Annotated in this window: 19 protein-coding genes; 13 read left to right on the top strand and 6 right to left on the bottom strand. The window is 41.4% G+C overall.

Annotated elements, in window-relative coordinates; genetic code table 11:
• The first annotated feature begins 3 nt into the window (after positions 1-3).
• The 10 genes from BM378_RS05255 (at position 4) to BM378_RS05300 (ending at position 10,563) form a co-directional block, all read left to right on the top strand.
• On the top strand, positions 4-1,245 hold the full coding sequence (locus BM378_RS05255; protein WP_036972105.1) for an NAD(P)/FAD-dependent oxidoreductase: 1,242 nt from the start codon (positions 4-6) through the stop codon (positions 1,243-1,245).
• A complete protein-coding gene (locus BM378_RS05260) occupies positions 1,233-1,784 on the top strand; it encodes a DUF3261 domain-containing protein (RefSeq protein ID WP_036972104.1) in 552 nt (183 codons plus the stop codon). The genes BM378_RS05255 and BM378_RS05260 overlap by 13 nt, the downstream gene beginning before the upstream one ends.
• Positions 1,785-1,786: 2 nt before the next feature.
• A complete protein-coding gene (locus BM378_RS05265) occupies positions 1,787-2,944 on the top strand; it encodes a beta-ketoacyl-ACP synthase (RefSeq protein ID WP_036972103.1) in 1,158 nt (385 codons plus the stop codon).
• Positions 2,937-3,392, top strand: coding sequence for a hotdog family protein (locus BM378_RS05270; protein ID WP_036972102.1), 456 nt, complete (start codon positions 2,937-2,939; stop codon positions 3,390-3,392). The genes BM378_RS05265 and BM378_RS05270 overlap by 8 nt, the downstream gene beginning before the upstream one ends.
• Positions 3,389-4,114, top strand: a complete 726-nt coding sequence (gene fabG, locus BM378_RS05275) for a 3-oxoacyl-ACP reductase FabG (protein WP_074988764.1) — start codon at positions 3,389-3,391, stop codon at positions 4,112-4,114. The genes BM378_RS05270 and fabG overlap by 4 nt, the downstream gene beginning before the upstream one ends.
• Positions 4,114-5,340: a beta-ketoacyl-ACP synthase gene (locus BM378_RS05280; protein ID WP_065979019.1), complete on the top strand. Its 1,227-nt coding sequence runs from the start codon at positions 4,114-4,116 to the stop codon at positions 5,338-5,340. The genes fabG and BM378_RS05280 overlap by 1 nt, the downstream gene beginning before the upstream one ends.
• Positions 5,337-6,143: a MipA/OmpV family protein gene (locus BM378_RS05285; RefSeq protein WP_227006860.1), complete on the top strand. Its 807-nt coding sequence runs from the start codon at positions 5,337-5,339 to the stop codon at positions 6,141-6,143. Before BM378_RS05280 ends, BM378_RS05285 begins: the two co-directional genes overlap by 4 nt.
• 138 nt (positions 6,144-6,281) lie before the next feature.
• Entirely contained in the window at positions 6,282-7,583 is a 1,302-nt protein-coding gene (locus BM378_RS05290) for a DEAD/DEAH box helicase (RefSeq protein WP_036972099.1), read from the top strand.
• Positions 7,584-7,779: 196 nt separating this feature from the next.
• Entirely contained in the window at positions 7,780-10,032 is a 2,253-nt protein-coding gene (locus tag BM378_RS05295) for a carbohydrate binding family 9 domain-containing protein (RefSeq protein ID WP_143104570.1), read from the top strand.
• 24 nt (positions 10,033-10,056) lie between these two features.
• Positions 10,057-10,563: an Sbal_3080 family lipoprotein gene (locus BM378_RS05300; RefSeq protein WP_036972093.1), complete on the top strand. Its 507-nt coding sequence runs from the start codon at positions 10,057-10,059 to the stop codon at positions 10,561-10,563.
• Between the two features lie 14 nt (positions 10,564-10,577).
• Here the strand turns inward: BM378_RS05300 and BM378_RS05305 are convergent, their stop codons facing one another.
• From BM378_RS05305 to BM378_RS05325, 5 genes are all read right to left on the bottom strand, one after another.
• The gene (locus BM378_RS05305) at positions 10,578-11,096 is read right to left on the bottom strand and encodes a protein tyrosine phosphatase family protein (protein ID WP_074988765.1); all 519 of its coding nucleotides are present in this window, start codon (positions 11,094-11,096) and stop codon (positions 10,578-10,580) included.
• Between the two features lie 236 nt (positions 11,097-11,332).
• Positions 11,333-12,256: a Solitary outer membrane autotransporter beta-barrel domain gene (locus BM378_RS05310; protein WP_074988766.1), complete on the bottom strand. Its 924-nt coding sequence runs from the start codon at positions 12,254-12,256 to the stop codon at positions 11,333-11,335.
• A gap of 155 nt (positions 12,257-12,411) precedes the next feature.
• A complete protein-coding gene (locus BM378_RS05315; RefSeq protein ID WP_036972087.1) occupies positions 12,412-14,007 on the bottom strand; it encodes an AbgT family transporter in 1,596 nt (531 codons plus the stop codon).
• An 81-nt stretch (positions 14,008-14,088) separates the two neighbouring features.
• Positions 14,089-14,385 (bottom strand): hypothetical protein, encoded by a 297-nt coding sequence (locus BM378_RS05320; protein ID WP_074988767.1) that lies wholly within the window; start codon positions 14,383-14,385, stop codon positions 14,089-14,091.
• A 7-nt stretch (positions 14,386-14,392) separates the two neighbouring features.
• Positions 14,393-14,653, bottom strand: a complete 261-nt coding sequence (locus tag BM378_RS05325; RefSeq protein ID WP_036972083.1) for a DUF3081 domain-containing protein — start codon at positions 14,651-14,653, stop codon at positions 14,393-14,395.
• 193 nt (positions 14,654-14,846) lie between these two features.
• Here BM378_RS05325 and BM378_RS05330 point away from each other — a divergent pair, with 193 nt between their 5' ends.
• The 3 genes from BM378_RS05330 (at position 14,847) to BM378_RS05340 (ending at position 20,323) form a co-directional block, all read left to right on the top strand.
• Positions 14,847-15,707 (top strand): redoxin domain-containing protein, encoded by an 861-nt coding sequence (locus BM378_RS05330; RefSeq protein WP_074988811.1) that lies wholly within the window; start codon positions 14,847-14,849, stop codon positions 15,705-15,707.
• Positions 15,708-15,785: 78 nt separating this feature from the next.
• Positions 15,786-17,066 carry a flavohemoglobin expression-modulating QEGLA motif protein gene (locus BM378_RS05335; protein ID WP_036972081.1) on the top strand — a complete coding sequence of 427 codons (1,281 nt, stop codon included), beginning with the start codon at positions 15,786-15,788 and terminating at the stop codon, positions 17,064-17,066.
• Between the two features lie 275 nt (positions 17,067-17,341).
• Positions 17,342-20,323 carry a TonB-dependent receptor gene (locus BM378_RS05340; RefSeq protein ID WP_036972078.1) on the top strand — a complete coding sequence of 994 codons (2,982 nt, stop codon included), beginning with the start codon at positions 17,342-17,344 and terminating at the stop codon, positions 20,321-20,323.
• A 139-nt stretch (positions 20,324-20,462) separates the two neighbouring features.
• Here the strand turns inward: BM378_RS05340 and BM378_RS05345 are convergent, their stop codons facing one another.
• Positions 20,463-21,686: a type III PLP-dependent enzyme gene (locus tag BM378_RS05345; RefSeq protein ID WP_036972076.1), complete on the bottom strand. Its 1,224-nt coding sequence runs from the start codon at positions 21,684-21,686 to the stop codon at positions 20,463-20,465.
• Between the last annotated feature and the right edge of the window lie 87 nt (positions 21,687-21,773).

The raw sequence follows: 21,773 nt of genomic DNA on the forward strand, positions 1-21,773 counted from the left end.
TAGGTGAATAATCAGATTCAACAGGCAGATGTCGTCATTATTGGCGCAGGGCCTTCGGGTGCCGTTGCAGCCAGTTTACTGGTGAATAAAGGCTGGCGTGTCGTGGTGCTAGAACAACAAGTATTCCCTCGATTTTCAATTGGTGAAAGCTTACTGCCACAGTGTATGCACTTTCTTGCAGAAGCAAACTTAGCTGAGAGTGTCAAAGAGCAAGCTGACACGTTGGGCTTCCAATTTAAAAATGGTGCTGCATTTCAACGTCGAGGCGAGCATACGGCGATTGACTTTACCGAAAAATTTACTCAAGGCCCTGGTACGACATTTCAAGTAAAACGGGCTGATTTTGATAAGTGTTTAGCAGATGGCGCAATGGAACAAGGGGCTGAAATTCGTTATCAGCACAGCGTCATAGAGTACACAGACCATGGCGATGGTGCTTTACTCACCGTTGATGATGAAAAAAATCAACGCTACCAAATAAAAGGGCGGTTTGTATTAGACGCCAGTGGTTTTGGCCGCGTATTACCACGTTTACTTGATTTAGAAACGCCATCAAATTTTCCTGTACGCTGGGCGTATTTCAGTCATTTTGAAGACAATATTACTGATGATAAATTTGATCGCGAAAAAATCCTGATCAATGTGCATCCAAAACATAACGATATTTGGTATTGGCTTATTCCATTCAGTGATGGGACTGCCAGTATCGGTGTGGTTGGAAAACCTAGCCAATTTGAAGACACAGCACCTTTAGCTTGTTTAAATGAGTTTATTGAGCAAGATACGTATTTAAGTGAATTACTTGCACGTAGAGTTGCAATTGGCGAAGCACGTACAATTAAAGGATACTCAGCCAATGTAGCTTCGCTTTATGGGGAACACTTTGCGTTATTGGGCAATGCGGGTGAGTTTTTAGATCCGGTATTTTCATCGGGAGTCACAATTGCGTTAAAATCGGCATCATTAGTTGCACCATTAGTCGATGACTACTTACAGGGCAAACAGGTTGATTTTCAAGCACAGTACAGTGAGCCATTGCAGCAGGGTGTAAACTGTTTTCGAACTTATGTGGCTGCTTGGTATGATACTTCGTTTCAAGATGTGATTTTTTACAGTGAACAAAACCAGCAAGTACGAGAAATGATCAGTGCTATTTTGGCAGGGTACGCGTGGGACCTTGATAATCCATTTGTAAAACAAAGCGAGCGACGCTTGAATACCTTGGTTGAGCTATGTCGAGATTAAAAACGTTAGTCATTGCAGCAATGGTGCTGTTATTAGCGAGCTGTGCAAGTGAGTTTGCAGTTAAAGCAGGGGTGGATCTTGCACCCAATGCGGGGATTTATTTAATGGATCCGCCTGCTTCATTTGTTGCAGATAATTGGCAGCAGGTGTTAGAAGTCAGTCACAACGATGAAAGCCACACGTTACTAGCACAGCTCGATATTAACAGTCTTAGTGGAATTAACCTCGTGGTGATGACCGCACAAGGAGTGCCTGTTTTTCAATTGGAAAAAGCGATTTCAGGACCCGTTAAAAGTAAAAAAATGCTGCCAATTGAGCGTCTTGACCCGCGCTATATTTTGGCCGATATAATGCTTGTGCATTGGCCTGTGGAAGTACTCAGTTCGCAGCTTTATGGTTTAAAAATAGTTGCAAAAGACTCAAAGCGTTTGCTTTATAAAGGTGATGAGTTGATTAGTGAGATCCGTTTTTTAGAAGAAAAAACAGAGCTCGTAAATTATCAGCGAAACTACAAAATAATATTTCAAAGGGTTAATTGATTATGCCATTTTGGCTCAATGATTTAGGAATTGTGAGTGCATTAGGTGTTGGGCAAAAGCACACCATGGCGCGCATCAGTCAAGCGCCAACTCAAACACTTACAAACGTGTCTTCACTTGTTTTTGAACAGCGCCCAACATTTGTGGGGTTAGTGGATGTGTTACCGTTAACAGAATCAATGCGATTCTATAAGCTTATTGACTTAGCCTTGGCACAACTGACCGACACGCTAGCAAAAGTAACATGTTCACGCGATCGGATTGCGGTGGTTATGGGCACAAGCACGGCTGCTATTCAAGAGGGGGAGAGGGCACGTAAAGTACACGCTAAAGAAGGAAAATGGCCGGCTCAGTTTAATTATTACGACCAAGCTCTCATCGCACCCGCGGCTTACATTGCAAAGACACTTGATGCAACGGGTCCCTGTTACAGCATTTCGACAGCATGCAGCTCAAGTGCCAAGGCAATGATCAGTGCACGTGCCTTGCTCAGTGCAGACTTAGCCGATGTGGTTATTTGTGGTGGAGTTGATAGCTTGTGCCAGCTGACAGTGAACGGTTTTGATTCACTCTCTTCAATTAGCGATGAAATTTGTAAGCCATTTAGTAAGGATAGAAAAGGCATTAATATCGGTGAAGCAGCAGCCGTGTTTGTGATGAGTAAAGAGCAACTCAATGATCACGCAGTGGCATTTTTAGGAGGGGGGGAAAGCTCCGATGCTCACCATATTTCAGCGCCAATTAGTGATGGTTCGGGTGCAATAAGTGCAATGCAAAAAGCACTTAATGATGCCAATCTACTCGCAACAGATATTGACTATATCAATGCTCATGGTACTGCAACAGTGCAAAATGATGCCATGGAGTCACTTGCAATCAGTAAGGTGTTTGGCAACAATACGCCCGTTAGCTCATCAAAACATTTAACCGGTCACACTTTAGGCGCTGCAGGTGCACTAGAAGCAGGCCTATGTTGGTTATATTTAGCTTACCCTGAGTTTACGCGCTTGGTGTTTAATAACACAGAAGTAGATGAATCCCTGAGTGACATTAACCTAATAACTCAGCCCAGAGACGCATCTGTTAGCTATTGTTTATCGAATTCTTTTGCCTTCGGGGGCAATAATGTCAGTGTAATATTAGGACATCTGCATGAATAACTATAAAATTGAGCACGTCGTCCCTCATAGTGACCCAATGATTTTGCTCAATCGTCTTAACGGTTACACCGATGAATCTGGCTGCTGTGAAGTAGATATCAGCCCTGACAGCCTTTTTTACGATGAGAGTTTGCGCGGCGTTGCCAGCTATATTGGCTGTGAATATATGGCACAAGCCATTGCTGCGTATGCGGGGGCGTTGGCAAAAGACAGAGGTGATGCTGTCCAAATTGGCTTTTTAATCGGGACGCGTAAGTATAAAACGTATGCGCCTGTATTTAATAACGGCAGTACGTTAAAAGTATCCGTTGCAAGGTTATATCAAGAAGAATCCGGGTTGAGTGTGTTTGAGTGTCAAATTCATGATGCTGAAACATTATTAGCAGAAGCAAAAATAAATGTGTTTCAGCCTCAGGACCCCATGCAGTTTATAAGAGAAAATCAATGACAAAACGAATTTTAGTCACAGGTTCGAGCCGTGGAATAGGTAAAGCAATCGCATTACGATTAGCAAAAGATGGCTTTGATATTGCGGTTCATTGTCGAAGTGGTGTGACTGAGGCTGAGCAAACTTGTAAAGAAATCAGGGAGCGTGGTTGTCATGCAAGCTTGTTACAGTTTGATGTGTGTGATCGGGCGCTGGCAAAACAACAAATTGAAGCAGATATTGCAGCACATGGGGCATATTACGGCGTGATCTGTAATGCGGGTATTACTAACGATATGGCCTTTCCTGCGATGCAAGGTGATGATTGGGATAAAGTTATTCGTACTGGTCTTGATGGATTCTACAATGTGGTTCATCCCACGGTAATGCCAATGGTTCAAACCCGTAAAGGGGGCCGCATTGTTACTATGGCATCAGTGTCTGGTATTGCGGGTAACCGTGGTCAAGTAAACTACAGTGCCGCAAAAGCGGGGATCATTGGTGCAACCAAAGCATTGTCGCTAGAACTTGCAAAACGCAAAATTACGGTGAACTGTGTTGCCCCTGGACTTATTGAAACAGCAATGACCGATGATTTACCCGTCGATGACATGCTAAAAATGATCCCATTAAAACGTATGGGCTCAGTAAACGAAGTTGCAGGAACCGTTTCATTCCTATGCTCTGAAGATGCGGCTTACATTACGCGTCAGGTTATCTCGGTTAATGGCGGAATGGTGTAATGAAACGTGTTGTTGTTACAGGTATGTCAGCTATTACTGCGCTGGGCGATACTTGGGAGGAATTTAAAGCCGCTTTGCAAAAAGGTGAAAACGCAGTTCAGTACATGACCGACTGGGATAGCGCACCAGAGCTTAACACTCGCTTAGCTGCGCCGGTTACTCATTTTACAAAACCCAGCCATTACAAGCGTAAACAAGTGCGTTCAATGGGGCGAGTTGCCTTAATGTCGACCTGTGCGACCGAGCATGCTTTACAAGATGCGGGACTGTTAGAGCACCCAAGTTTAACCGATGGCTCTACAGGGATTGCGTTTGGCTCATCAACTGGCTCAACGCCGCCGTTGCTTGCTTTTGCCAAAATGATGGAAACGGGCGAAATGACCGGTGTGACAGCAACCAGCTATATTCAAATGATGGCACATACGGCCCCCGTCAATGTGGGCGTGTTTTTCAAAATAAAGGGCAGAGTAATCACGACAAGCTCCGCATGTACCTCAGGCTCACAGGGAATCGGTTACGCGTATGAGGCCATTAAGTTTGGGCGTCAAAAAGTGATGGTTGCGGGTGGTGCTGAAGAGTTATGCATTACCGAAGCGGCGGTTTTCGATACGTTATATGCAACCAGCACAAAAAATGATGCAGCAAAACAGACGCCACGTCCGTTTGATCAACATCGAGATGGTCTTGTTATTGGTGAAGGGGCTGGTACGTTAATTTTAGAAGAGTATGAACATGCCGTCGCTCGTGGAGCGACAATTTTTGCAGAGCTGGTAGGTTTTGGCTGTAATTCAGATGGTCAACATGTGACCCAACCTACAGCCGAAACTATGCAAGTTGCTATTGAATTAGCACTGGCAGATGCCCAGTTAAGTGCCGATGATATTGGCTATGTTAACGCTCATGGCACCTCGACTGATAGAGGTGACATTGCTGAATCTCATGCGACCTTTAATGCTTTAGGTAAAAAGCCAATTAGTTCATTAAAAAGTTACTTAGGGCATACACTCGGTGCCTGCGGTGCAATTGAAGCATGGGCTAGTATTAATATGATGAATGATAGCTGGTTTGCACCGACTATTAATTTGACCCACGTTGATGCTGAATGTGCTGACCTTGATTACATAACTGGACAAGGCCGCGAAATGCGTACGGACTATATTATGTCTAACAATTTTGCATTTGGTGGTATTAATACATCGTTAATTTTTAAGAAGTGGCAAGCATGATCTGGCGCTGCGTTGTTGTTATTTTAGTTCTGGTTAGCGTTAAGGCGTACAGCGCAGCAAAAATGGAGTTGGGGGCTGGGGTATTTTATGCCGATATACCCCATTACTTAGGGTCAGATGAGAGCGAAAAATATTTACTTCCAGTGCCTTATTTCCGCTATCAAAGTGAAAAAATGGCCATTGACCGTAATAACTTCACCGGTTACCTGTGGCAACATGAAAACCTGCATTTAGATTTATCGGCGGGTGTTGGTTTAGCCGTTGATAGTAAAGATAACAAAGCACGCGAGGGCATGGACGACCTTGATTGGGTGTTTGAATTAGGGCCATCCTTAAATTATTACGTTATCGGTGAACCAAATAGCAAAGAGCACATGTATTTTAGTCTCTTTGTACGTAAAGCCATTGCGACTGATTTTGGTGATGTAGATGATATAGGTTGGCGTTATGGTCCCAGTATTTATTACACCATACCGCTTTTAGAGCAAGCACACTCACAGTTTTCAGTCGCATTTCGTGGTAATGTAAATTTTGCGACAGAGCGTTATTTGAACTATTACTACGCGGTTAACGAAATAGAAAGTAATGCAACACGGCAAATATACGCAAGCCGTTCAGGTTTTTCAGGTGCTGATGTGTCAATTGGGCTCCATTTCGATACACCTAACTACTGGCTAGGTGGCTTTGTTAAATATCATCATCTTGCTAATAGTCAGCAACATGCAAGCCCGCTCGTTAAGCAAGACTATAATGTGTCTATTGGCTTTGGTGTTGCGTGGAAATTCTACCGTAAGCATTTTTAATGAGTGCGGCACATATTAAACGACGATCACCCTTACTTGTTTTATTAAAAGGCACTTTAGTGAAGTAATAACTAACTAAAGTCATTTTTTTTCTGTATAATTTGCGACCCTTGATATGATGGCCGCAGGTTATACAGCATGAACTTTAAATCGTTTAGTTTTTCTTCTGAGCTCTTACAGGCATTAGAAGAACTTAATTTCCATACGCTTACTCCCGTTCAACGCAGTGCAATTCCTGCGGTACGAAAAGGGAAAGATGTACTTGCTAGCGCACAAACAGGCACCGGTAAAACCGCTGCGTTTGCGCTGCCACTTATTCAAAAATTATCTGAATCAACCTTAAGTGATAACAATGCGCCGAGCGCACTTGTGCTTGCTCCGACGCGTGAACTTGCTGAGCAAATCGCCAATAACGTTAAAGCGTTTGCTAAATACACGGCACTAAAAACAGTGTGTTTATTTGGTGGTGTTAATTTAGCCGGACAAGCAAACGATCTTAAAGCGGGTGTTGATATCGTTGTGGCGACACCTGGTCGTTTATTAGATCATCTTCGTTTGGGTAATATCAGCTTAGCAAATGTAAAGCACTTGGTTCTTGATGAAGCAGACCGTATGCTCGATATGGGTTTTATAACTGATATGCAAACGGTTATAAACGGCTGTGATGAAACACGTCAAATTTTACTTTTTTCAGCAACGTACCCCGCGGCGATAAAACAGTTTGCAAGCAAAGTTCTTAAGCAACCTGAAATTATTCGTGTCGATCAAACAAACAGTACAGCAGAAACCGTACAGCACGTTGTTTATCCTGTTGAAGAGCGCCGTAAACAAGAGCTTCTTTCAGAACTGATCGGTAAGAAAAATTGGCAGCAAGTGTTAGTGTTCGTCAACATGAAAGAAACGGCCGATGAGCTCGTTAAAGAATTGAACCTTGATGGTATTCCTGCGGCTGTGTGCCATGGTGATAAAACCCAAGGTAACCGACGTCGTGCACTACGTGAATTTAAAGAAGGTAAAGTACGTGTGCTTGTTGCAACTGAAGTCGCAGCTCGTGGTATTGATATTGAAGGCCTTCCACGAGTGATCAATATTGATTTACCTTGGCTTGCTGAAGACTATGTACACCGTATTGGTCGTACAGGACGTGCTGGTAAACCGGGACAGGCAATCTCATTTGTAAGTCGCGAAGAAGAGAATACGTTATTCGATATTGAAAAGTTAATTGGTCAACGCATTAACCGTATAGTGCTGCCGGGTTATGAAGTAAGTAATCGTGAAGTCCTGATCGACAAAATTGGTAAAAAGCCATCTCATTTACGTCGTAGCCGAAGCAATAAGCCATCAGGGCAGGCAACCGGCGAAGCCAGAGCCAAGAACCGCTCGCGTATTGCTAAAGTGAGAAAATCACTTAAAGGCAATAAACTTAGCTTAAAAAAATAGCGTTTATTGGTCGTAATTAGCCCCATCGCCTTTCGGCCATGGGGCTTTTTTGAACCTAAAACTAGTCTAAAAGGAGTGTTTTTGTTAATTTTTATGGTTAAAAGAGTGGTTTGTTATTAACAAGTGTACCTTGTTGAATTACAATTGCTTTTTTAATCAATGAAGTCGTGTAATTTGTGCGCACGTGTCTAAATGGATGTTTATGCTGTACTTAAAAAAAATAATAACCCGTGTTGTAAAATCCTGCCTAATTTTCAGTTGCGTCAGTATTTCTTCGCTAGCAACGGCTAGCGACAAAGTGGAGTTTGCTTTAGCGCATATTAAAGAATCAATCAGTGTTGATGGCGTTATGGATGAAGCTCATTGGCAACAAGCAACAAAAGTACCGCTAAAATATCAGAATGAGCCTAATGAAAAGGGCACGCCACCGGTACACACCGATGCCTACCTGTATGAAGATGGCCAATACTTGTACGTTGGCTTTATTGCTAAAGACCCTGACCCATCACAAATTCGTGCAGCACTTCGTGACAGAGATACACTGTGGCAAGACGATAATGTTGCCCTGATGATCGATACCTTTAACGACGAACGAACGGGTTATGAGTTTTACGTAAACCCACTAGGTGCGCAAGGCGATATGCGCATGACCGATATCGACGATTGGGTGGAAGACCCATCATGGGATGCAATCTGGGATAGTGCAGGTCAAATTACCGATGAGGGTTATGTGGTTGAGATGCGCATTCCCTTTACGGCACTGCGTTTTCCAAAAGGTAAAGAACAACTGACTTGGAGCTTGGCTGTTTGGCGTAATTATCCGCGTGATGTGTTTTATCAAATGTCTAACGTAGGCTTTGACCGTGATGTAAAGTGCAGTTTTTGTCAGTTTGATAAACTAACAGGGTTTGCTGACATGACACAAAGTATGAATATTCAGCTTACCCCGACTTTAACTGCGCTTCGTAATGATACAAAAAATACGCTGCCAGGTGATTGGCAAAATGGAGATGTTGATACAGAAGCGGGCCTTGATTTACGCTGGGGCGTCACACAAGATGCAGTGATTAATGCAACGATTAACCCTGACTTTTCGCAAGTTGAAGCGGACTCTCTTGAACTTGATGTTAACACCACTTACTCGATTTATTATGCTGAAAAACGCCCATTCTTTTTAGATGGAGCATCCTATTTTAAAACCAGTCAGTTCGAGTTGTTATATACACGCACAATAGCTGAGCCTGACGTAGGCGTTAAGTTAACAGGCAAGACCGGTAACCACAGCTATGGGTTTATATATGCAGATGATGACAACACCAGTGTGTTATTACCAACCAACCAAGGCTCATATTTTGCAAATCTAGGCGATAAAACTCATGCCGCTGTGGGGCGCTATCAATTTGATATTGGTCAAAAAGGCACTATTGGGGTTATGAGTACACACCGGGAAAATGATGATTATCATAACTCGGTATTATCACTCGATGGCAGTTATTGGTTTAACCAAACAGACAGCTTGCAATACCAAGTTGCAACAACCGATACAAAAAACTCTGATTTTTTAGTTGATGTTTATGGCTTAGAAGAAACGCAATCAGATCAGGCCTATAAAGTAGAGTTTAGTCGTACCAAACGTGATTATGAACTGTATGCAAGCTATGAAAACATTGGTGAGGAGTATCGCTCTGACTTAGGTTATCAAGCAAAAGTTGACTATAAACAAGCTCAACTCGGAGGCGGTCAAACCTGGTATCGTGATGCCGATGATATTATCACTGAGTACAGCTATAATGCTGAGTGGGATAAAACTTGGGCACAAAATGGTGACCTACTCGAAGAAGAATACGATGGCTTCTTTACCTTTAAAGGTAAAATGCAGTCACAGACTGAAATCGGCTTTATTCACCGCAATGAATTTTACGCAGGGCAGTTCTTTAATCAAAACATCGCTTATATTTATGGCGGTTTTAGGCCCATCCGCGATATCCGCTTTTTACTGTATGCTCTGTATGGCAGCAAAATAGACTACAGCAATGCGCAACTTGGCACGATGGTGCGTGTCGAGCCTGAAATGACTTGGGATATTAATGACCACTGGCAAGTTCAATTAGAGCATAGTTATAGCTACCTTGATAATGAGCAAAATGAACGCGTTTATACTGCAAACCTCACTGATTTACGTGTGTATTATAAATTTAATATGCGCTCAATGCTCAAGCTGGTATTGCAATTTAAAGACATAGATCGTGATAAAGATGCCTATTTTTCTAACGTGAGTGAAATTAACCGTGATTTCGCCAGCCAATTAGTGTATTCATACAAAATAAATTCACAAACCCTGTTCTATTTAGGTTATTCGGATAAAGGCTATCAGGATGACTCTTTAAAAGAGCTAGAACGTGATCAACGAACATTTTTCACAAAACTAAGCTATGCATGGCAGCTTTAGTTATAATTATAAGTAAGGAAAACAATGAAGTTATTAAAGTTATCAGTCGTTACTGCGGTAGCAACCGTGCTTGCTGGGTGTGCAGCAAAACAAGACGTCTCACATTTTGAAGCCGAAGTACCAAAAACAGTGTGTATTGCAGAGCATCAAGCTGTTAAAGAGGGGGTCGTAACGGCGCTAGAATCAGGGTTTGCCAAACATAACGTGAAAACTCGTGTTATCCCAGCAAATTATGTTTTAAAACATCAAGCGTACCAAACGGATATTACATCGGCTAACACGGATGGCTGTGATGCAGTTGCTTTTTATGTCGCTAATTGGCATTGGGATCTCGCCCTGTACATGGCGTATGCTAATATTTGGGTGATGGATCCTGAGCAAAAAGAAACGATTGCTCAAGCAAGCTACCGCACTGGTGGTGGGCTAGATAAGTTTATTGATGCTAATGATAAAATTATCGAACTGGTTGATGCGATGTTTCAGCAAGTTGAAAGCAAAAACAAAAATAAATCTGAAAAAACAGCGATCTAATTAAGTTGGTCAGCCTATGGCTGACCAATCTCTTCTTTAACTTTATTTCTTACCACACTTTCAAGGCTTTTCAGGCCCCATTGTTTACCGGTTTCAATTGCTTCATCTATCGGTTTTTTAAGTGTCACAGCATGATAAAGCGCAACCAAAGCACCGACACGATTACTACTAGCACAGTGCAATAAGGTGGTTTCTTGTTGATGTGTTTGCAGTAAGGCTTGAAGTTTTGTGGCATTCTCAAGCGTAATATCTGCTTTCGAACGAACTGGAATATGGTAGTAATTCATACCGAGTCCACTTACTAACTCTTTCTCCGACCAGCTAGTTTCATTATCGCCGCGTAAGTTAATAACTGTTTGCAGCCCTAAGTCTTTTAACTTAGCAAAGTCTGTTTGGCTGGGTTGACCCGCGGTATAAACAGACTCTGATTGTGCTTTTAAGTTTAAAATATCAAGTTGTGTTACGTCTGTTTGAGCGGCTATCGTTGAAAACGACAGTAAAGCGAATAACGCTAAGTGTATGAGCTTATTCATAATGTCTCTTTTAATTAGGTTAATGTTTGGTATAAACAGTTCGCACGCACGTATGCCCAGTCTATGATGACTTATTCAGTAAAGGCGTGGTTACTTAGGATGATAAAAATGTGTTTTCATCCCTTTTTACACTGCTTTTATGTATTTACTCTAATCTGTCGGATTAAAAATGTACATCTTAGTTTGAAATTTGATTGTTGTGCTTTAAAAGAGAAATAACTATCAAAATTGAGTAACTAAATTTCATTGAAGTAAAGCACGATGGCGGCTCCCTCTAGACTACTCCCACTATGAATATTGATACCAATACCAAAATTATCGAACCATGAGGTCCAGTGACGGCTGTCCCACAAAAAGCCAAGGCCATATTCATAAAAGTGATCAGTGCCAAACGCAGCTGGGCTATCTCCACCTAAGTCAATGCGTTGCCCTTTAATGTAGAAAGCTTGTTCAAAGGGGCCCACTTTGAACATATTAAATTTAGCTTTTATGCCATTAAGTATCCGTGTTGTTTCAGGCTTTGCACTTTCAATTTCGTTAGGTTGTGATAAAGCCCAGCCGTAATAATAATTAATATTTAACTTATATTCATAATAGCCCCAATGTCGAGGCAATCTATAAACCATAGACAGGCTGGGATTTAACACCAGCGCATTACTGTTTAAATTGGTATAGAGATTGTTGGTTAGCGGTTTTAATACGTCACGGCTTTGCTGAGAGTTATAATCGTAGTCATTGTCGTAATGTAGGTAGTGGCTATTTAAGCCAATAATATAGGACCATTTTGAGCCGAGTGCTTTTTCAGCATTAATACCAAACGTGGCGCTATAGACAGTTTCAGAAATAGAGTCGGATTGGGCTTCGTCAAAGAGTGAAATGAAATCAGCTTGATTCAAATAACTGACCCGGCCGTTTATATGCCACTTATGTTCATAGTAGGGCTGTTTTGCCTCCCATGAGAAAGGAACACTGTATAAGCGCAACTTTTTGCGAAGGGCAATGCTCTCGCCATCTTTATTGGTAAAGTGAGGGTTAAATATTTTTTGAGGATCAAAATCACCAAACCCCAAGGTAATACTGTCGCCATCAGTAAGTACTAAAGACGTTGATAAAGCAGTTTCAAGCTGTTTGGTTGGGTTTGCTTGCAAACTGAAAGTCATTACACAGCATAGTAAAGCACAGACTTTTATCGGTAACGTCATAAAAAATAAAGGATAGGAACAGGAGTAATAATCATAGAAGTATATACACAGCCTCACAACAATCGAAACAAAAAAGCCAAGTATTCTACTTGGCTTTTAAACGTTAATCGTGATTAAGGTTGGTAATAAATAGGTGATTCAGGTCCCACCGGAAGGCCTAATACAAATACCCAAAGATAAAATAGGGCAACCCAACCGACAAAGAAAATCATGCTATAAGGCAACATAGTGGCGACGAGTGTGCCAATACCCATGTCTTTTTTGTATTTAGTGGCAACCGCCAAAATTAAACCAAAGTAGCTCATCATTGGTGTAATTAAGTTTGTCACAGAGTCACCTATACGGTATGCCGCTTGAATGGTTTCGGGTGCGTAGCCAATTAGCATTAACATAGGCACAAAAATAGGTGCTGTTACTGCCCACTGTGCAGAGGATGAGCCTAAACTCAAGTTAACTAGCGCACACATTAAAATAAAGAGTACGAAAACCTCTGGGCCTGTTAGGTTTAAAGCTTGCAGAAGTGCAGCACCATTGATAGCTAAAATAGTACCTAGATTAGTCCATTTGAAAAAGGCAACAAATTGAGCTGCAAAGAACACCAAGACGATATACATGCCCATAGAGCTCATACTTTTACTCATCGCATCGATGACGTCTTTATCGTTTTTCATCGTGCCGACAACTCGGCCATAGACAAATCCAGGAATACCAAACGTGACAAAAATAAAAACCACGATGCCTTTTAAGAAAGGTGAGTGTGCAACTAAGCCTGTTTCAGGGTTACGCAAAATGCCATCGTCAGGAACAATGGTCCATGCAAGTAACAGCGATACAACCAATAATGAGACACCCGCCCACTTTAATCCTGATTTTTCTTTTGCCGTTAAGCCTGCGATATCGTTTTTAGGCAAGTCATTACTTGCTTCTTCTGGGTTGTATTTACCTAAGCGTGGTTCAACAATCTTTTCGGTAACGAAAGTGCCTAAAATAGCGATTAGGAATACCGAAATCATCATGAAATACCAGTTAGCTTCGGCGCCTACTTGATAATTGGGATCAATCATTTGTGCCGCGGGTGTCGTAATACCCGCTAACAGTGGATCAATCGTACCTAGCAATAGATTCGCACTGTAACCACCGGATACCCCTGCAAATGCTGCAGCAAGACCTGCTAATGGATGACGCCCCAAGCTGTGGAAAATCATTGCGGCTAAAGGAATTAATACAACATAACCAAGCTCAGATGCAGTATTTGATAATATTGCCGCAAAGACCACCATAAACGTGACTAAACGTTTTGATGCACCCATGACCATGCCGCGCATTGCTGCAGAGAGTAGTCCCGAATGTTCAGCAACACTGACACCTAAAAGAGCAACTAATACAGTGCCCAGCGGGGCGAAACTGGTGAAGTTGGTTACAAGACCTGTCACAATACGTTGCAAGCCTTCAGCGCTAAGTAAGCTGACTACTTCAATCACACCATCAGGATCGCGGCCAGCGGCACCTTCGGGGCGCGGGTCTATAGCACTTAATCCAAACCAATCTGCAACACCGCTAAAAACAATAATTGCCACACAAAACATTGCAAAGAGTGTGATTGGGTGGGGGAGCATATTCCCTAAAAATTCGACAGTCGCTAGGAACCTGTTAAACAATCCATTGTTATCACCATCGTTTGTGGTTGGTGAATCTACTGCTTTTGACATATCCAGTTCTCATAATTACAAAATGGCGTTAACCTAGCATTTTTTGACCTCTGGGTCATGTTTTTAGCGATAAGATATGTTTTAAGTGCGGTTGATTACCCCTTTGTACAGCAAAGGGTAACGGCGTAAACGTTTACCGATATAATCATCGGCAATAATTTGCGCACACACTTCGTCTACACCGTTACTGGCTTCAAAGACCCAATCGAAACGTTCTATTGCTAGCAAGAAACCTCGTTTGAGAAAGCTTTGTTCGCGATAAAAGTCCAAGTTTTTACGAATGATGTCTAACTTACGAGGATCATCCTTCAGTGCGCTAATTACCTCATTTATGTAAGCAACTTGCTGCTTTGATTCAGCTTTTACACGTCGCGACATTGTTAAGTTAGTGCTCCTCGTTAGCAATAAATTGAATTTTCTTTATAAAGTCGTCTTTATTCTTCTCATGTTGGTAATCAAGGTGATAAGTATTATGAAAACCAAAGCGAAGCAAAACACCACTGCCTTTTAAGTAAACGGTGTAGCCATCAATATCAGAGAAAGCGCAAATGCCTTCATAGAGCTTGCCGTCTTCATGGTCTTCACCGTGTTGGATAATTTTTTCGTAAACAGAAAGAATTAATTTACCGTCTAATTCATTTTTCATGATGACTCCTTTTATTCTCAGTACGTTAAATACCTATAAAAAGTTTAGTGCTATTTTGTGTAATGTGAATATTCATACGCCAGTGTTTTGCGTTAGGTCATTAAAAAACAAAAAAAGTGCCGTGCGTGTCGAAAATTTACAATACCTTAGCGACACCCCACCACTAAACTGTTTTCTATTTGCAGGTGACCGTATGAGCCGTTTAGCTATTACAATTTTATTCACGTTACTTATGAGTATAGGAAGTCCGTTGTCAGCGCAACCTCCACTCACTTTACAAACCCACACAGGCGAAGAGGTTAGTCTTAATAGCCTATTTGGACAAAAACCTGTTTACTTAAAATTCTGGGCCACCTGGTGTAAACCTTGTATGCAGCAAATGCCACATTTTCAACGAAGTTATGAACAGTACGGTGATAAAATTCAGTTTATCGCTATCAATATAGACCTTAATGATAACGCGGATGCCGTTGCGAAAGTTGAAAACCAGTTTTCACTCACAATGCCTATGTACACAGACCATACAGCGAAGGTTGCAAAGCATTATGAGTTTTTAGGTACGCCTTTTCATGTCTTAATTGATAATAATCAAAATGTGATTTTTCAAGGGCATGATGCCGATCAGCCGCTCGATAATACGTTACGGTTACTCTCACACAATGGCCGAGTTGATAAAGTAAGGCTGCTTAATGAAAAGCAAAAGAGTGGCACGCAATTAGTGATCCCCAAAGACGCTAAAAAAGCGGTGTTGTTTACAACAACGTGGTGCGATTGGTATTTAGCTGATACCCGTCCACAAATGGCCAAGCAATGTGTACTTGCTCAAAAGTACATTAATGAACTTGCAGCACAGGGAATTGATGTGGAAGTAAAAGTGAGCCAGCTTTGGACAGACCACAATGCGGTCGCTGAGTATGTTAAAAAATTTACCGCCAATATGCCGGTTTCAATTGACTATGGTAATGATTTATTTATTGAATATGGGATAAATTCGGTGCCAAGTTTATTAATCTTTGAGAATGGAAAGCGTGTTGCAAAACGCGAAAAATTTTAGTCAAAACGCTGCGAATTTGCTTTGTAATTCACTGAATTTAGCCTATGCTCAAAGCTCATTTACTTGTGAGCTTAAAGCATGATTGATAAGGCATTATTAACAAAAACTCGCGAATTATCTGACCGATTAATCGCCCTACAAACTCCGATCAGAATTCTTGATGCGATTAATTGGGATAAACAGATCAAAGAAGAGTTTTTTAAACATAAATGTCAAAAAAACCCGACAGTTGACCAAGCCTATTACCAACAGCGTGACCTTGGTTTTGTGCCAAGTGATTTACGCCGAGCATTTTCAGATCTTAACCGCGATATCATCAGTCAACTCGGTCAGTTAAATCCTATTGCACAGTACATGAGTAAAATGTGCACAGAGTATAAAACCGTACTTAGTATGATTGAATATCGTGGAACCCCCGAGTTTCATGACCTGTCGGTGGAGTTATTTGGTCACCCAAAAGATTTATTCCATGCGGGTGAGCCTTCGCTTGCTGAATTGGCTACGATGTTAGAACAACCCCTCAAAAGCATGCTTGATGCAGACATTTTACCCGATGACCCAAAAAATATTGAGGCAGTGGATGCGGTAAAGATTCTGGCTGAGCAAGTGAAGCAGAGTATGCCGGGTATAAATGTAGAAGTTATTTTAAGTGATGGTATTGTCAGTGATGCAGCAGCAGGGGCTGACAATATTAAGCTGAATCAAGATGTGAAATTCTCACAACGAGAACTTGATATTCTTGAAGTGCATGAAGGCTGGATCCACGTCGGCACCACGCAAAATGGTTTAGCTCAACCTTATTTAACCTGTTTAAGTAAGGGCACGCCAAGCTCAACAGTTACCCAAGAAGGCTTAGCTGTTTTGACAGAAATAATTACGCTTAAGTCAACACCAAGGCGGTTAGCTAAATTAGTTAATCGTATTCAAGGTATTACCAAAGTAATTGATGGTGCAGAGTTTGTTGATATTTATCGAGATTATATTGCGCAAGGGCTAAGTAAAGACGACAGCTATACGTTAACGCAACGTGTCTTTAGAGGAAGCACTGCAACGGGTCTGCCATTTACGAAAGACATTGCTTACATTAAAGGTTTTGTGTTGGTGTATAACTTGATCCGTGTTGCAATTCAGTTAGGTCGCATTGATCAATTACATTTATTGTTAGTCGGCAAAATCTCAATTGATGATTTTAGGCTTATCTCACAATTACATGACTTAGGAGTGATTGAAGATCCTAAATTTATTCCTCCACATTTCAAAGATTTAAGAGGTTTAGCTACGTGGCTCAGTTTCGGGCGTTTTATTGGCAACTTGTCATTTGAACAACTTGAGAATGACTATAAACCTTTGTTTATTTGAGAATAAAAAACTCAAAAGTAATGCAATAATTATATAAAGCAAATTCCATCTAAATTTAGCATATATCGTAAATTTTTGTTTACGATATATGCTTTTGTTTCTTTTATGTAAACAGCCTGGTTTTTCTTACAGCCCCCGTATAACCTCCTTTCCGCTAATTTACATGATGCTAACGTTATGTTTTTATTTTTGTTACTCATCTTACTGTTGTTGTAAACGATATAGTGATAGAAAAGATATGTTACATTTTGGTAACAATAACGAGAGGTGTCCAAATGGGATTTAATAATTATAAAAAAAGCATAATAGCGTTGACTATTATGGGTGCATTGAGCGCACACAATGTAATGGCTGCAGATAGTGCATCATCGGGCTTTTTAACAGGTGTTGTGGAATCTAGCCAGGGTCAGCAATTGTCAGGGGCTGTAATAGAAATAAAAAATGAAGAAACAGGCCTAACACGTACACTTGTTACATCAGAAAATGGCTCATACCGTTTTCCTCTATTACCAACGGGTTCTTATACCGTGTCTGTAAAAAAAGACGGTTATGTACTGGCTCAAGAGTCTGGTTTAAGAATCAATATGGGTGTTAAAACAAGTTTACCTGTGACGCTATACGCATCAGGAGAAAAACCTGAAGTGATTGAAGTGATGGGTAATCGAATTAGTTCAATTGATGTTTCATCAAGTGAGTCTGTTACTTTTGTTGACCAAGAATTATTGGCACGCGTACCAGTCGCACGTGATGTAACTTCAGTTGCATTATTAGCGCCAGGAACGACACAAGGTGATGCAGGTTTCGGTAATTTAGCATCATTTGGTGGCGCGTCAGTGGGTGAAAATAGTTACTATGTGAATGGCATGAACGTAACTAACTTCAGAAACGGTTTAGGTGGTGCAGATGTACCATTTGAATTTTACGATACATTTGAAGTTAAAACCGGTGGCTACTCTGCAGAATTTGGTCGCTCTACTGGTGGGGTAGTCAACGCGACAACCAAACGTGGTACAAATGAATTTGTATGGGGTGCGAGCACCTATTTCGAGCCAAGCTCAATGGCAGAAGACATTCCACAAACATACCGTACAGAGGAAGGGGTCGATCTTTACGGCACTGAATATTTTAATGGCGACCAAAGTCAGCGTAAAGTTGGTGAAAATGACTATAACTTATGGGCTGGCGGTTCAATTGTTGAAGATAAGTTATTCTTTTTTGGTTTAGTTAATTACAACGAACGTGTCTCTGACTATGCATCAACTTCTAATAAGTATGAACGTGAGTCAGGCGACTTATTTGTAGCACTTAAACTTGATTACTATATTACAGATGATCACATCTTAGAGTTCACGGGTTGGGATAGTTCAAGTGATCTTGATAGTATTAAATACAATTGGGATCCAGAGGCAAGTCAAATTACTAGCCGTCGAGGTGACTATACTTTAAAACGCGGTGGTAAGACTTATTCATTAAAATACACAGGTATTTTATCTGACACTTTAACGGTCAGTGCGATGGGTGGAATTAACGAAGCGAACTACAGTAATGTAAACGCTGGTTCGAGTCCGTTTGGTGAATACCCTATGGTTTACGAGCGCTTTAGCGGTACTGATTTAGGCGAGTGGGCCTTAAGCTCGCCTAGTTTACAAGAAGATAAACGTACTGCATATCGTCTTGATTTTGACTGGTATGCGACAGATTCTCATACACTACGTTTTGGTCTAGATTATGAAGAGCTTGATTCTACTGAGAATACTCAACGTTCAGGTGGTGTTGCTTATCGTTATCAAGGCTGTGATGATTTAGATGCTGTGAAAGCCGGTGATCCGTCTAGCTGTGGTGTGGTTCGCCAAGAGTTTTATATAAACAACGGTGATTTCACAACGAAAAGCTCTGCATACTATATTACTGATACGTGGACAGTGACCGATAACTTAACCCTATCACTTGGTTTACGTAATGAAACCTTCGAAAACTATAATAAAGAAAATCAAAAATTTGTTGATGTGTCAGATCAATGGGCGCCGCGCTTAGGTGCAAGTTGGGACCCATTCGGTGAAGGCGAGTTTAAAGTATTTGCAAACTACGGTCGTTACTTCTTACCAGTTGCAACAAATACCAACATTCGTCTAGCTGGTGATGAACTGTACACTCGTCAGTTTTTCGAAGTGTTAGGAATTGCAGATGATATTTCGAAGGCGCCTATTCTTGGAGAAGCATTGTCGGCAAAAGATATCCTTGCTGATGGTACGTTAAAAGGCACGGATGAAACAGTTAACGCTGACATTGAGCCAATGTATCAAGATGAGTTTATCTTAGGTTTCCAAACGGTATTAACTGAAGATTGGAGTATGGGTGTAAAAGCAACATACCGTGACTTGAAAAGCTCATTAGAAGATATCGCTATCGATAAAGGCTTTAACGATTATGTTGAGCGAGAGTTTGGTAGTTCATGTACCATGTGTGATGGTTTCCATTATTATGTACTAACAAATCCAGGTGAAGACGTAACAATTACCACTGACCCTGATGGCGATGGTCCACTTGCATACGGAGCCTACACGATTCCAAATTCAGATTTAGGCTATCCTAAAGCTGAGCGTCAGTATGGTGCTGTTGATGTGAACTTCAATAAAGCATGGGCTGATGGCTGGATGTTAGACTTTACCTACACATGGTCACATAGCTGGGGTAATAATGAAGGTTATGTTCGTTCAGATAATGAACAGACCGATGCTGGTTTAACAACTAACTTTGACCAACCAGGCTTAACGGATGGTGCGTCTGGTAACTTACCAAATGACAGACGCCATCAGGTTAAGATGCAGTTTGCTTATGAAATTACAGAAAACCTAACAATGGGTTCTAATTTCTTCTGGCGTACTGGTCGTCCTTATGGAGCATTTGGTCTACACCCAACTGATGCCTTTGCATCTTTATATGGTGCAGAAGCATTCTATAAAGACGGTGAGCTAGTGCCTCGTGGCAGTGCAGGACGCACACCAAACACTTGGAACCTAGATTTAAGTCTGCAATATAACATGAAAATTTCTGAGCATGACTTAACATTTAGAGCGGATGTATTCAATGTATTCAACAATGATGAAATAACGGAATACAATGAAACTGCAGAGTTTATTTCAGCATATGATCCGGATTTTGGTGGTTATCGAGGTGCAGCTAACCCAGATTACTTGTTAGCAACTAACTATCAAAAGCCGCGTTATGTTCGTTTAAGCGCAAGCTTTAAGTTTTAAGACAGCACTCTAAGTCGTTTAATAATTAAAGCCTTTTCATTTGAAAAGGCTTTTTTAATAAAAAAACGCAGCTGGAATGAGCAGCTGCGTTTTGTAGAGTTAAAGCATGTTTGCCTTGCATGCTTTGTCGAGGAACTTGTTAACCTGTTAGTGCATCAACGTGTACAACATCGTTTAACACAATGACTTCTGCACGTTTAAAAAAGTTAAAGTCGGTTGCGGTTGCTAATGTATATGCACCCATCATGCGACTGATGATTAAATCACCGTTGTTTAGTTTTGGTAGCATAATTGACTCACTTACTACGTCAATACTGTCACATGTTGGGCCTGCCAGTACCGATTCTACGCGCTCGCCTGATTGTTTTAATGAATCAATCGGGTAACTCGCTTCGTCAAAAAGTAAACCACTGAATGAGCCATAGATACCATCATCTAAGTAATACCATGGTTTGCCTTCGCGTACAGCTTGACCCATGACTGATGCAACACTGGTGACGGCACCGGCAACAATAAAGCGGCCGGGTTCAGCAATTACACGAACGGTGTCTGGTAATTGCGCTAACGCGTCGTTTATTGGCGCACAAAACTCATCAATAGGCAGTACATCTTTGTTATAAGGCACAGGGAAACCGCCACCAATATCAAGCGTGCTTAATGCAGGTAATCCCAGCGCTGTCACTTCATTAATTACGTGGTTACATGCTGAAATTGCTGTAACGTACTTGCTTGGGCTTGCTGTCTGCGAACCAACATGGAACGATAAACCTTTAATACGAATACCCAGTTGCTGTGCGTAGGTAATAATGTCAATCGCCATTGCAGGGCTGCAACCAAACTTTTTCGATAGATCAGCAAATGAGTCTGCATTACGAAAGCTTAAGCGAACAAGAAGTTCAACGTCGTCTTTGTATGCAATGAACTTTTCGAGTTCGTTGATGTTATCAACCACAAACACATTGCAACCGTATTCAAGTGCATCACGAATGTCTGCATCGCGTTTTATTGGGTGAGTGTGAATAGTACGCTCACTGGGCACGCCTTGGTTTGCAACTAAATCAATTTCCCCACTGGTTGCTAAGTCAAAGCTTGCACCTTCTTCAAGTAAAGTTCGTACAACAGCAGCATGCGGGAGTGGTTTCAGTGCAAAGTATAAAGTCACACCCGGCAAAGCACGGCTTAAAGCTCGGTACTGTTGGCGAACAGACTCGCAGTCTAAAACCATTAGCGGGGCACCGTGTTGTGCAACTAATTGCTCAATAAGTTGATTTGACGGTTGTGCAAAATGTAATGTTTGGTTTGCAGCAACCGTAGCTGCAGGTACTTTGATTGTTAAGTCTTGTGTAAGTGTTGAAATAGCCATTTTACTCTCCGGCAATTAAGCAACCGCTCGGTAAAAATGGAAGTCCGAGTCAGTTGAGTGTCATTAAAAGCGCACATATTTATAAAG

The sequence above is a fragment of the Pseudoalteromonas lipolytica genome (assembly GCF_900116435.1).
Taxonomy (GTDB): Bacteria; Pseudomonadota; Gammaproteobacteria; order Enterobacterales; family Alteromonadaceae; genus Pseudoalteromonas; species Pseudoalteromonas lipolytica.